12 protein-coding genes are annotated in these 12627 nt (G+C 69.6%); 8 read left to right on the forward strand and 4 right to left on the reverse strand.

All coding sequences use genetic code 11. The features are described 5' to 3' along the window. The first annotated feature begins 58 nt into the window (after positions 1 to 58). Entirely contained in the window at positions 59 to 1483 is a 1425-nt protein-coding gene (locus DTS01S_RS07810) for an FAD-binding oxidoreductase (protein WP_013799978.1), read from the forward strand. Here the strand turns inward: DTS01S_RS07810 and DTS01S_RS07815 are convergent. Then, positions 1473 to 2378 carry a LysR family transcriptional regulator gene (locus DTS01S_RS07815; RefSeq protein WP_016452279.1) on the reverse strand — a complete coding sequence of 302 codons (906 nt, stop codon included), beginning with the start codon at positions 2376 to 2378 and terminating at the stop codon, positions 1473 to 1475. The two genes, DTS01S_RS07810 and DTS01S_RS07815, sit on opposite strands and share 11 nt — an antisense overlap. A gap of 129 nt (positions 2379 to 2507) precedes the next feature. Here DTS01S_RS07815 and DTS01S_RS07820 point away from each other — a divergent pair, with 129 nt between their 5' ends. Next, on the forward strand, positions 2508 to 3716 hold the full coding sequence (locus tag DTS01S_RS07820) for a CaiB/BaiF CoA transferase family protein (protein WP_061287540.1): 1209 nt from the start codon (positions 2508 to 2510) through the stop codon (positions 3714 to 3716). Between the two features lie 71 nt (positions 3717 to 3787). Beyond that, positions 3788 to 4789: a Bug family tripartite tricarboxylate transporter substrate binding protein gene (locus DTS01S_RS07825; RefSeq protein WP_012202001.1), complete on the forward strand. Its 1002-nt coding sequence runs from the start codon at positions 3788 to 3790 to the stop codon at positions 4787 to 4789. Positions 4790 to 4978: 189 nt separating this feature from the next. Here DTS01S_RS07825 and DTS01S_RS07830 read toward each other — a convergent pair whose 3' ends face one another. Further along, the gene (locus tag DTS01S_RS07830) at positions 4979 to 6268 is read right to left on the reverse strand and encodes a M20/M25/M40 family metallo-hydrolase (RefSeq protein WP_012202000.1); all 1290 of its coding nucleotides are present in this window, start codon (positions 6266 to 6268) and stop codon (positions 4979 to 4981) included. A 157-nt stretch (positions 6269 to 6425) separates the two neighbouring features. Beyond that, a complete protein-coding gene (locus tag DTS01S_RS07835; protein WP_016452281.1) occupies positions 6426 to 7700 on the reverse strand; it encodes an MFS transporter in 1275 nt (424 codons plus the stop codon). Positions 7701 to 7765: 65 nt separating this feature from the next. Between DTS01S_RS07835 and DTS01S_RS07840 the strand changes: the two genes are divergently transcribed. From DTS01S_RS07840 to sorU, 5 genes are all read left to right on the forward strand, one after another. Further along, positions 7766 to 8776 (forward strand): AraC family transcriptional regulator, encoded by a 1011-nt coding sequence (locus DTS01S_RS07840; RefSeq protein ID WP_074931777.1) that lies wholly within the window; start codon positions 7766 to 7768, stop codon positions 8774 to 8776. Positions 8777 to 8874: 98 nt separating this feature from the next. Beyond that, the gene (locus DTS01S_RS07845; protein ID WP_016452283.1) at positions 8875 to 9450 is read left to right on the forward strand and encodes an RNA polymerase sigma factor; all 576 of its coding nucleotides are present in this window, start codon (positions 8875 to 8877) and stop codon (positions 9448 to 9450) included. Continuing rightward, a complete protein-coding gene (locus tag DTS01S_RS07850; RefSeq protein ID WP_061287542.1) occupies positions 9447 to 10034 on the forward strand; it encodes a hypothetical protein in 588 nt (195 codons plus the stop codon). The genes DTS01S_RS07845 and DTS01S_RS07850 overlap by 4 nt, the downstream gene beginning before the upstream one ends. Positions 10035 to 10090: 56 nt before the next feature. Continuing rightward, positions 10091 to 11335: a SorT family sulfite dehydrogenase catalytic subunit gene (sorT, locus tag DTS01S_RS07855; protein WP_061287543.1), complete on the forward strand. Its 1245-nt coding sequence runs from the start codon at positions 10091 to 10093 to the stop codon at positions 11333 to 11335. A gap of 96 nt (positions 11336 to 11431) precedes the next feature. After that, a complete protein-coding gene (gene sorU / locus DTS01S_RS07860) occupies positions 11432 to 11779 on the forward strand; it encodes a SorU family sulfite dehydrogenase c-type cytochrome subunit (RefSeq protein WP_061287544.1) in 348 nt (115 codons plus the stop codon). 13 nt (positions 11780 to 11792) lie between these two features. Here the strand turns inward: sorU and DTS01S_RS07865 are convergent, their stop codons facing one another. Beyond that, the gene (locus tag DTS01S_RS07865) at positions 11793 to 12617 is read right to left on the reverse strand and encodes a class I SAM-dependent methyltransferase (RefSeq protein WP_016452286.1); all 825 of its coding nucleotides are present in this window, start codon (positions 12615 to 12617) and stop codon (positions 11793 to 11795) included. Positions 12618 to 12627: the final 10 nt, after the last annotated feature.

The following is a 12627-nucleotide window of genomic DNA, read 5'->3' on the forward strand; positions in this document are numbered from 1 at the left end:
TACACGGTTGGGCGACAGGGCCGGTGGTATTCTTTCCGGTTCCCCCTGGAGAACACCGATGAACGCCCCTGTCGCCCCCGTCCGCCTGCAGCCTGACTTCGCTCAGCGCCCCATCCCCGAAGCCTTCCTCCAAGCCCTGGCCCAGCGTTTCGGCGCCCAGTGCTCCACGGCCTTGGCGGTGCGCGAACAGCACGGCCGCGACGAGGGCGCCATCCAGGCGCCCCCGCCTGCGGCCGTGGTCTTTGCCGAAAGCACGCAGGACGTGCAGGACGCGCTGAAGCTGGCCGACCAGCATGCCGTGCCGGTCATCCCCTACGGCGCGGGCTCCTCGCTCGAAGGCCATCTGCTGGCCGTCGAGGGCGGCATCAGCCTGGACCTGAGCCGCATGAACCGCATTCTCTCGGTCAACACCGAGGACCTGACGGTCACCGTGCAGCCCGGCATCACGCGCAAGCAGCTCAACGATGCCATCAAGGACACGGGCTTCTTCTTTCCCATCGATCCCGGCGCCGATGCCTCCATCGGCGGCATGACCGCCACGCGCGCCAGCGGCACCAATGCCGTGCGCTACGGCACCATGCGCGAGAACGTGCTGGCGCTGGAACTGGTCACGGCCAGCGGCGAGCTGATGCGCACCGGCACGCGCGCCAAGAAAAGCAGCGCGGGCTACGACCTCACGCGCCTGATCGTGGGCAGCGAGGGCACGCTGGGCGTGGTCACCGAGATCACGGTGCGCCTGTACCCGCTGCCCGAGGCCGTGAGCGCGGCCATCTGCTCCTTCCCCAGCATCGAGGCCGCCGTGCGCACGGTGATCCAGACCATCCAGATGGGCGTGCCGATTGCCCGCGTGGAGCTGGTGGACGTGAACTCGGTGCGCATGGTCAATGCCTACAGCAAGCTCACGCTGCGCGAGGAGCCCATGCTGCTGATGGAGTTCCACGGCTCGCCCACGGGCGTGAAGGAGCAGGCCGAGATGGTGCAGGACATCGCGGGCGAGTTCGGTGGCAACGCCTTCGAATGGGCCGAGCGTCCCGAGGACCGCACGCGATTGTTCACGGCCCGCCACAACGCCTATTTCGCAGCTGTCTCCAGCCGCCCCGGCTGCCGCTGCATCACCACCGACGCCTGCGTGCCCATCAGCCGCCTGGCCGATGCGCTGCTGGACTCGGTGCGCGAGGCCGACGACAGCGGCATTCCCTACTTCCTCGTCGGCCACGTGGGCGACGGCAACTTCCACTTCGGCTACCTGATCGACCCGGACAACGAGGACGAGCGCTCGCGCGCCGAGCAGCTCAACCACCAGCTGGTGTCGCGCTCCATTGCGCTGGGCGGCACCTGCACGGGCGAGCACGGCGTGGGCATCCACAAGATGGATTTCCTGCGCGAGGAAGCCGGCGACGGCGCGGTGCAGATGATGCGCTCCATCAAGCAGGCGCTGGACCCGAAGAACATCCTGAACCCCGGCAAGATCTTCAGCCTCTGAGTCCCTCCGCCTCGGCTTTCTCGCGCAGGAAGTCGATCAGCGTGGTGATGGCCCGCGTCTGGTAGCGGGACGGCATGTACAGCAGGTATTGGCGCGTGGCCAGAAAGTCCAGGCTGCCCGGCGGCAGCGGCAGGCGCTCAAGCGCGCCGCTGGCCAGTTCGGCCGCCACCATGTAGCGCGGCACCACGGCCACGCCCAGGCCCTGCAGCACGGCATCGCGCAGGAAATGGAAGTTGGGCGACATCAGGCGCGGGCGTATGCGCAGCTCGGTGGGCCGGGCGCCGTTCATGCCGGCCGTGCGCAGCTTCTGGCCCGTGAGCGCCGAGGTGATCAGCGGCACGCGCTTGAGCGCCAGCAGCGAGTCGGGGTGGCCATGCTGCGCCAGGAACTGCGGCGTGGCGCAGGCCTCGTAGAGCACGTCGCCGAGCTTGCAGGCCACCAGGCTTTCGGGCGGCTCGGTCATCACGCGCACGGCGAAGTCCACCGCGCCCTGCATCAGGTCCTCGATGTCGTTGTCGAAGATCACCTCCAGCGTGATGCCCGGGTGCATGCGCATGAACTCCGTCAGCCAGCCCGACATCTGCAGCTGGCCGTAGCCGCTGGGCACGCTCAGCCGCACGGTGCCCTGCAGGCTCTGGCCCAGGCTGTCCACCGACTCGGCCGCCGCCATGACCTCCTGGCGTATCGCGCGGCCATGCGCGTACAGGCGCAGGCCCAGCTCGGTGGGCTCGACCTGGCGCGTGGTGCGGCGCAGCAGCTGCTGGCCGATCTGGCGCTCGAACTGGTTGAGCCGGTGGCTGACGTTGGCGCGGCTCATGCCCAGGCGCACGGCGGCGCGGCTCAGGTTGCCGGCTTCGATGATGTCCACCAGCAGGGACAGTCCGCCCAGATCCATTGTCAAACCTCAGTACACACAATGTCCATTTTTTAGCACGATTGTCAAAGTCCATAAACGAATGAAGAATGCGGGCCTGCCCGGGCATCACCGGCCCGTTGCGGTTTTCGTGGTTCGACAAGGTTTCGCATGAGTGCTCTCCCCTCTTCCCTGCCGCTGGACGGCGTGCGCGTCCTGGATCTTTCGCGCGTGCTGGCCGGCCCCATGTGTGCCATGGCGCTGGCCGACCTGGGCGCCGATGTCGTCAAGGTCGAGCACCCGGGCCGCGGCGACGACACGCGCGACTGGGGCGTGCGCGTGGGCCAGCGCAACACCTCCTACTTCAACAGCGCCAACCGCAACAAGCGCTCGGTCACGCTGGACCTGCAGGCCGAAGAGGGCCTGCGCATCGCACGCGAGCTGGCGGCCGACAGCGATGTGGTCATACAGAACTTCAAGGTCGGCGGCGCCGAGAAGCTGGGCCTGGGCTACGAGCAGCTGTCGCAGCTGAACCCGCGCCTGGTGTACTGCTCCATCTCGGGCTACTCGCGCAGCGGCCCCGAGGCCACGCGGCCCGGCTACGACCTGGTGGTGCAGGGCGAGTCCGGCATCATGGCCATGAACGGCGAGCAGGGCCAGGGCCCGCTGAAGTTCGGCGTGGCCGCCGTGGACATGTTCACGGGCATGTACTCGGCCCAGGCCATCCTGGCCGCGCTCTACGAGCGCGAGCGCAGCGGGCGCGGCCGCCATGTGCAGATGGCCCTGTACGACTGCGGCCTGATGATCACCAGCTACTACGGCATGGAGGCCTTGCTCAAGGCCGGCGACCCGCCCAAGTTCGGCAACGCCCATCCGTCCATCGTGCCCTACGGCGTGTTCGAGGCGGCCGACGGCCCTCTGGTCATCACCGTGGGCAACAACGGCCAGTTCCAGCGCTTTTGCACCGACGTCATCGCCAAGCCCGAGTGGGCCGCCGACGAGCGCTTTGCCACCAATACCGCACGCTCGGCAAACCGCGATCTGCTGATGCCGCTGGTGCAGGCCGAGCTGCTGCGCTTCACGCGCGCCCAGTTGCTCGAATGCCTGGCGGCCGCGCAGATTCCCTGCGGCGAGGTGCTGGGCCTGTTCGAGGCCCTGAACTCGCAGCGCACGGCCGACGCCGGCCTGCTGCACCGCTTCGAGGACAGCGAGGCCGGCAGCCAGTCCGTGCTGGCCCCGCCCTATGCGCTGGACGGCCAGCGCCTGCCCGTGCGCCGCCCGCCGCCGCACCAGGGCGAACACACCGACGAGGTGCTGCAGCAGCGCCTGGGCCTGGACGAACAGGCCCGCGCCGCGCTGCGCGCCAAAAACATCATCTGAGAGCGCGCAGACGTTCCCACCCAGACCGCTCCACGGCTCTCACTTCCACCCCTTCCCGCTTGAGGAGACATATGACTTCCACCCCCTTCCAGGCCTCGCGCCGCCAGATCCTTTCCGCCGCCTGCGCCACCGCCATCGCCACGCTGGCCCCCGCCGCACGGGCCCAGAGCCAGTGGCCCGACAAGCTGATCAAGCTGACCGTGGCCTTCCCGCCCGGCGGCCCCACCGACACGGCCGCGCGCATCGTCGCGCAGCGCCTGACCGAGCGCCTGGGCCAGACCATCGTCATCGACAACCGCCCCGGCGCCTCGGGCTCGGTGGGCACGGCGGCCTTCATCAAGTCGCAGCCCGACGGCTATTCGCTGTCCATGTTCGGCATGCCCGCGCTGCTGGCGCCCATGCTGTTCAACAACAACCTGTACGACGTGCGCAAGGACTTCCTGCCCGTGGCCACGGTCTATGACCTGCCCATGGCCATCGTCATCAACCCGCGCGAGCTGCCGGACGTGACCAACCTGCAGCAGCTGATCGAGCACGCCAGGAAGGCCAAGCCGGCGCTGAACTACACCAGCTCGGGCACGGGCAGCTTCGGCCACCTGTCCATGGAGCAGCTCAAGGACCTGGGCGGCTTCGACATGCAGCACGTGCCGTACCGCGGCAGCGCGCCGGCCGTGACCGACCTGATCGGCGGCCAGATCGCCGTGATGTTCGCCGACGTGGTCGCGGCCCTGCCCCACATCCAGGCCGGCAAGCTGCGCGCCATTGCCGTCAGCTCGCAAAAGGCCAAGCAGCTGCTGCCCAATGTGAAGTCGGTGGCCGAGCAGGGCTTCCCCGGCTTCGACGCCGACACCTGGGGCGGCCTGATCGCCCCGCTGAACACGCCGCCCGCCGTGGTCCAGCGCCTGAACCAGGAGCTCAAGCTCATCCTGGCCGAGCCCGAGCTGCAAAAGAAGATGCTGGCCGCAGGCGCCATCGCCACCTACCAGGACGGCGCGGCCATGAAGGCGCGGCTGAACGCCGACTTCACGCGCTGGAGCAAGATCGCGAAAGACAAGAACATCTCTTCGCAGTAAAGAACACAGAGCGCCCCACGATGCGCCTTCAGGGCATGCCGCAAGGCATGCCCTTTTTTGCTTTTTGACCCCGCCATCCGCAGCGTGCGCCAGGTTTCGCTGCCGGGCCGCCCCAAGGCGAACCGCGGCCCCCTCGGGGGGCGCCCGGCCAGGGGCAGCGGACCATGCGAAGCATGGGGAGCGTGGGGGCTACTTCGACAGATCCATGATCATGCGCGTGGCCAGGTACAGGCGGGGCACGATGGTGTTCAGTTGCACATACTCCGCATCATTGGAGTGCGCGCCGTAGCCGCTCAGGCCAAAGCCCTCGATGACGGCACCCTTGGCCTTGAGCGCCGCAAACGCCGCGTCGGTGCCGCCGCCCGTGGCCTTTTCCATCACGCTCATCTTCAGGCCCAGCTCATCGCTGTAGATGGTCTGCGCCTGTTTGGCCAGGCTGCGCGAGGCCTCGTTGGCCTCCAGCGGCGGGCGGCGCACCTCGAACTTGAGCTGCACCTTGCTGGCGTCCAGCAGCTTGTGGCCCACCTTGGCCTGCATGGCCTGCTCCAGCGCCGTGAAGTCGGCCACGCGCAGCGCGCGGGCGTCGGCCTGGGCCGTGGCCTCGGCGGGAATGACGTTGCGGTTGGTGCCGGCCTTGGCCACGGTCCAGTTGAGCTTGAGGCCGGTCTCGGGCTTGGACAGGTCCTTCATCTGCAGCAGCTGGTGCGACAGCTCGTACAGCGCGTTCACGCCGTCCTCGGGCTTGGCGCCCGCGTGCGAGGCCTTGCCCTCGACCTTGAGGTAGGCCGCGCCGATGCCGCTGGTGGCCAGGCGCACGCCGCCGTCGGTGCCGCCGCCTTCGAACGAGAAGACCGCATCCTGCTCGGCGCCCATGCGCGTGATGGTGCTGCGCGCGCCGGGCGAGCTGATTTCCTCGTCGCTGTTCATCAGCACGGTCAGCGTGCCGTAGTTGTCGAAGCCCAGCTGGCGCAGCATGGCCACGGTGTGCAGGATCAGGGCCACGCCCTGCTTGTCGTCGGCAATGCCCAGGCCGTAGGCGCGCTCGCCGTCGATGCGAAACGGCTGGTCCTTGAGCATGCCGCGCAGGTAGACCGTGTCCATGTGGGCGATCAGCATGATGCGGCTGGTGCCCTTGCCCTTGAACTCGGCATGCACCATGGGGCCGATCTTCTCGGGCGTGTCACCCAGCCGGTAGACGTCGGTGGGCTGCAGGATCTCGACCTTGCCGCCCTGCTCGCGCAGCTTGCCGGCCACGTAGTTGGCGATCTGCTCCACGCCCTCCATGTCCTTGCTGCCCGACTCGATGTGCACCAGGTCGCGCAGCGTGTCCAGCAAGGGCTGCTGGTGCTTTTGCGCCAGCGCCTGGATATCGGCCTTGGGCGCAGCCAGGGCACTGCCGGACAGGCCGGCCATGGCAAGGGCCAGCGCCAGCGGGGCGCTGCGGAACATGAGGGAAAGCGGTGCGAAGGCGGAACGCATGGACAGGTCTCCTGTGTTGAAAAAGTTGTGCCTGCACGATAGCAGGCGCCGCGCAGGGCGCACGCAATTGCCGTGCCTGTTTTGTCCATCTCACTGCCCAAAGCAAAGGCCCCGCAAGCTGTGGCCTGCGGGGCCTTGTGGGGAGTGCGACCCGGTATCAGCCCGCGCTCAGCGCCATGCCGCTTTTCCGGCTCACGCCATCGCCCACGACCACGGCCGACACCACGCTCAGCACCAGGGCAATGGCCGATCCGTAGAACACGCCGTGGCTCATGCCGTGGTCCAGCATGTAGCCGAACACCGGCGCGGCCAGGCAAAAGCCCAGGTCCAGGCCCGAATACACCGTGCCGTAGACGCGGCCCGTGGCGCCGGGCGGGGCGGCGCGCTTGATCAGCATGTCGCGCGAGGGACCGGCCAGGCCCGTGCCCAGGCCCGCGATGGAGGCCACGGCCACGGCCGCCATGGCCGGCAGCCAGCCCGTGCCGACCAGGAACAGCGCAACACCCGAGCCCAGCATGCAGATGGAGATCACCTTCTCCAGCCGCTGCACGCGGCCCACGAGGAAGCCACCGGCCAGCATGCCTGCCGCCCCGCAGAGCATGTAGCCCGTGACGATCAGCGCCGTCACGCTCAGCGGCAGTCCGTACATGGACTGCATGGCGGGGCTGGCAAAGCTCTGGATGGCGCTGAGCGCGCAGGTGCTCCAGAAGAAGAACGAGAAGCACAGCCAGACCGAGGGCAGCTTCAGGAAGGCCATGGGATGCTCCTGCGGCACGGCGGCCGCAGCGGCGCGCGCCGCGGGGGCCTGGGCATCGGCCGCACGGTCGTCCAGCGCTTCGCGGTTGAGCACCATGATGGTGAGGATGACGGCGGCCAGGGCCGCGCCGCACAGGCAGGCCAGGCGCCATGAGCCCGTGGCCGTGGTGATGCCCGCCATGAACAGCGGCGCCAGCGCCCAGCCGATATTGCCCGACAGGCCGTGCACCGAGAACGCATGGCCGATGCGCTTGGCCGACACGCGCTTGTTGAGGATGGTGAAGTCCACCGGGTGGAAGGGCGCATTGCCCAGGCCCGCGAAGAAGGCCGCCAGCAGCAGCATTCCATAGCCCTGCGCCAGGCTGGCGACCACGCCCGCCACGGTGAAGCTGCCCAGCGCCGCAAACAGAATGGGGCGCGCGCCGAAGCGGTCCACGGCAAAGCCGGCCATGGCCTGTCCCACGCCGGAGACCACGAAGAACAGCGACACCATCACGCTGAGCTCGGCATAGCTGTAGCCGAACTCGGCGATCAGCCACGGAAACAGCGGCGGCAGCAGCAGGTGGAAGAAATGCGAGGAACCATGCGCCAGGCCGATCAGGCCGATGGTGCGCACATCGCTGCGCAGCGGGTCCGGCGCCACGGCGTCCGGCATGGAAGAGGAAGAGGCGGTCATGGGCCGCATCTTAGGCAGCAGCGTTTCGTCTTGTATGCGATAGTCTGCCAACTTCTATCGCAAACATGCCAAAGCCTGTCTCCACGCCCGGCACCCCTGCCGACACTCTTGCCGACACCCTGCCCAGCACCTGCCCCGCAGCCGCACTGCGGTCGGTGCGCAGGGCCCGGCCGATGGAGCCGGTGGAGGCCCTGCATCCGCACCTGTTCGTGCCCACGCCCCAGCGCCCCGTGCGCGCCAAGCAGCATCGCCTGTCGGCACGCACGCGCGTCATACCGCACAGCCACAGCTGGGCACAGATCGCCATCTCGCTGGACGGCGTGCTGCACCTGTCGGCCCCCCAGGGCACGCTGATCGCCCCACCCTCCAAGGCCGTGTGGATTCCGCCCGGCCTGGTCCACGCCGTGGCCATGGTCGAGGAAGCCGATCTCGTCTCCATCTACGTGCTGCAGGACGATCCGGCCCAGGGCCCCGTACTGCCGGACCTCCCGCCCTGCGGCGTGGCCTGCAACCCGCAGGACTGGGCACGCTGCCGCGTGCTGGAGGTTTCGCCGCTGATGCGCGAGCTGATCACGGCCCTGCCCAAGCAAAGCGATGACCAGCCCGCCCCGGACGCCGCCACCCTGCAGCGCGAGCACCATCTGAGCGCCCTGCTGCTGGAAGAGCTTCGCCGGGCCAGCGAAGTCCACCTTGGCGTGAACATGCCCCAGGACAAGCGGCTGCGCATGCTCTGCGAGGCCGTCGTGGCCGACCCCACCCAGCACGAGAGCCTGGCCGACTGGGCGGCAGACACCGGCGCCAGCCCGCGCACCGTGGCCCGGCTGTTCCAGCAGCAGCTGGGCTGCAGCTTCACCACCTGGCGCCAGCAAGTGGTGCTGGCCCACGGCCTGAGCCTGGCCGCGCGCGGCCTTCCCATACAGCAGATCGCGGCCGAGCTGGGATACAGCCCCAGCGCCTTCAGCGCCATGGTGCACCGCACGGTGGGCATGCCTCCGGCACGGTTCTTCGGGCAGCAGGCCGGCTCCGCTGCCCACAGGGTCGGATCAGGCGCTGTATCGCGGCCGATCAGGGGATGACAGGGAGCCATCGCCTCTTCGCGATAGCTGATCCGATATAGGGTTTGCCTAAGGCCAGCCCATGGAATAGGGCGGCGCCCTGCGTGCTCTTATGCCGCATGATCTCCACCGCCGAGTCGCGCTACAACCAGTGGGTGCGCGAGCACTACCGATTCCTGCTGCGCAGCGCCTGGGCGCTGACCGGCTCGCGCGCGCTGGCCGAGGACGTGGTGCAGGACTGCTTCACCAGCGCCTGGCGCTTTCGCCACCAGCTGCGCGAGGCCGCGATGGCGCGGGCCTGGCTGTTCCAGATCATGCGCCGCCATGCCTTCCGGCACCTTGCGCCATCGGCCCATCTGGTCAGCGATGACGAGGCGCTGGACCAGCATCCCGCCCCCTCCCCCTCGCCTTCGGCGCTGGATGACCGGCTCGACGTGGTCAAGGCGCTGTCGCGCATCGCTCCCATCCACCGCGAGGTGCTGGTGCTCTACTACTTCGACGACATGCCCACGGCCCAGATGGCCGAGGCCCTGGACATTGCGCCGGGCACGGTGCTGTCGCGCCTGTCACGCGCCCGCGATGCGCTGAAGGCGGCGCTGGAGCAGGCCGCCCCGGCGCCTGCCCCAGAGACTGCCAGCGTGATCCCGCTGCGCCCCACCCCGCTGCGCGCCACCCGATACCAAGGCTTGAAATGACTGCCCCGGACACGACCGACGAATCGGCCTTCGACCTGCGCGCACGCGCCGAACTGGCCCTGGCCTTCGACCCCGGGCCGCACGGCGAGCCGCCCGCCCATCTGCTGCGCCACACGCCCTGGCATGCGCGCAGCGGCGTGCGCCGGCTAATCGCCGCGCTGCTGGTGGGCAGCTCGGCCGCCACCGCCGTGTTCGCCATGCGCCCGCCCGAGCTGGTGCGCGCCGCCATCGAGCATGAGTACTACGAGCGCACGCTGCGCGGCAGCTTCATGGCCGAGGCCGAGGTGGCGCGCCGCCTGGACCTGCCGGCCGGCGAGAAGCTGCCCGGCTACACCCAGCTGATGCGGCCCTGCGATATCGACGGCACGCGCGCCTACCACCTGACCACCTTCTTCGAGAAGGGCGGCATCGTCACCGTGCTGGCCTTCGACCAGCCCCAGCGCCTGGCCGATGGCCAGGGCTGGTGGGCCAACATGCACTGGCAGGTCGTTCGCTCGCGCGAAGGCCGGCCGCTGGTGCTGGTAGCCCAGAAGAAACAGGCCCTGGCCGTGGCCAGCAAGGCCCTGGGCACCCCTGCCCCATGAGATGCCCCATGAGACGCCACGACACGCCCCCTGACAACCACCACGAGGAGACACCCATGAACCACTTGCCGACATCGCCCACCTCCCCCGCGCGCCGCAGCCTGCTGGCCGGCAGCGCCAGCGCACTGGCCGCCGCAGGCCTGGCCGGCCTGCACCAGGGCGCGTTGGCCCAAGCATCCGCAGCTGCGGCGGCACCGACAGCCCCGGCGGCCAAGCCCCTGCCCGGCTACGCGGGCTGGAAGAAGGCCGATGCCCTCATCGTCCACAGCTCCACCACCATAGAGACGCGGCGCGGCGCCTTCGGCACCAGCGTGATCACGCCCAGCGACCAGCTCTATGTGCGCAACAACCTGCCCACGCCGCCCGAATCCATCGTGGCCGACCGCGATGCCTGGCAGCTGCAGGTGGAGGGCGTGCGCCAGCCCCGCAGCCTCAGCGTGCGCGAGCTCAAGTCCCTGGGACTGGAGACCGTGGCCATGGTGCTGCAGTGCTCTGGCAATGGCCGGGCCTTCTTTCCCAGCAAGCCCAGCGGCACGGCCTGGACCGTGGGTGCGGCCGGCTGCGTGGTCTGGAGCGGCGTGCCCGTGCGCGAGGTGGTCAAGGCCCTGGGCGGTGTGTCAGACGGCGGTCTCTACATGACCGGCACGGGCGGCGAGGTGCTGCCTGCGGGGCTGGACCCCAAGAGCGTCATCGTCGAGCGCTCGGTGCCGCTGTCGGCCATGGAAGACGCGCTGCTGGCCTGGGAGATGAACGGCGAGCCCATCCCGCTGGCCCATGGCGGGCCGCTGCGCCTGATCGTGCCCGGCTACACCGGCGTGAACAACATCAAGTACATCAAGCAGCTGGCCTTCACGCCGCGCGAGAGCGAGGCCCACATCATGTCCCACGGCTACCGCATCTCGCCGCCCGGCAGCAAGGGTGACCCGAGCCAGCCCTCGGTGCAGGAGATGAGCGTCAAGTCCTGGATCAACTCGCCCCTGCCCGAGGACGGCGGGCAGGCCGCCGGCCTGGTGCAGATCCACGGCGTGGCCTTTGGCGGCATGGACGCCGTCAAGGGCGTGGAGGTGTCCACGGACGGCGGCAAGAGCTGGCAGGCCGCGCGCCTGGTTGGCCCCGACCTGGGCAAGTACGCCTGGCGCCAGTTCGTGCTGCAGGCGCGCCTGCCCAAGGGCACGCATGTGCTGGCCAGCCGCGCCACCGACGCGCGCGGCCGGGTCCAGCCCGAGACGCGCGGCGAAAACCAGAGTGGCTACAACAACACCAGCTGGGCCGACCACGCCGTGACCGTCACCGTGGCCTGAACACGGCCCGCGCGCTCATCCCGCCCCCCCTTCTCTTCACTCCCGTCACCTCCCGCACACGGCGCCAGACCGTGGCGGGCCCGTACCCCCATTGCCATGTTCACGATGAAACACCTGATCCACACCGCCCTGCTGGGCAGCACTTTGCTCGGCAGCGCCCTGCTGTGCGCCCCCGCCTTTGCCGATGAAGCGGCCCAGATGACCCTGGGCAAGAAGCTGTTCGCCACGGCCACGCCCGCCTGCGCGCTGTGCCACACGCTCAAGGACGCGGGTGCCGAGGGCGCCATCGGCCCCGTGCTCGACGAGCTCAAGCCCGACGCCGCGCGCGTGGCGCGCGCACTGCGAGACGGCATAGGCGCCATGCCCTCGTTCAAGGCCACGCTCAGCGAGGCCGATATCGCCGCGCTGTCGCTCTACGTGAGCAAGGCCAGCGCGAAGAAGTAGGCGGCACGGCCCCTCACCGGCGTTCCTGCAGCTCCCGCAGGGCCTTTTCGTAGGGCGTCTCCTCGGGCTCGGGCACATGCACCACGGCCTCGCCGGCACCGCCCAGCGGCATGCGGTAGACCCAGAGGCTGTGCCGGCCCGGTCCCTGGCGCTGCCAGGAGGGCTCCACGCCGGGCAGCGCAAAGTCCAGGCTGACCAGCCAGGCGCCCTCAGGCAGCTCCGTGGCGGCCTTGACGGCTGCACGGCCCATGCTTTCAGGGCGCTGGAACAGGTAGACCATCTGGTAGCCGCTCCAGTCGGCCAGCCAGATATCGGCGCGGCGCACGCGGGCCCAGGGGCAGCGCAGCGCGCACAGCCAGCGCAGCGGCCAGCTCCACTCCATGCCGTTGAGCCGCGCCTGCGGGTACTGCCCGCGCAGCGCGCGCAGGCCGTCACCCAGGCCGCAGCCGGCATCGAGCACGGCCGCGCCGTCCGGCAGCGGCGCGGCATCGGCCAGGCCTTGCAGCGCATCGGCGGGCGTGGGAAACAGCGGCGCATCGCGCCAGGCGTTGAGCGGGTAGACCAGGGCGAGCAGGCCCAGCGCCGCCAGCCACAGCCAGGGGCTGATGGCGGCCAGGCCGCCCGGCCCCCACAGCATCAGGCAGGACAGCGGAAAGCCCGCCGCCACGGCCAGGCGCCGCCACCAGGGCGTGGCCAGCAGGCTGGCGAGCACGCCCAAAAAACAGGCCGCCAGCCAGGCGGCCAGCGGCCCTAGGGTCGATTGCAGCGCGGCGTACACAAGCCAGGCGCCTGCCCAGGCAAGAAGGGCCGGGGCCGGCCAGGGAAGGCGCCGCATCATGCGCGCCCTC

Origin of the sequence: Delftia tsuruhatensis NBRC 16741 (genome assembly GCF_001571325.1) — a bacterium.
GTDB classification, from domain to species: Bacteria; Pseudomonadota; Gammaproteobacteria; order Burkholderiales; family Burkholderiaceae_C; genus Comamonas; species Comamonas tsuruhatensis.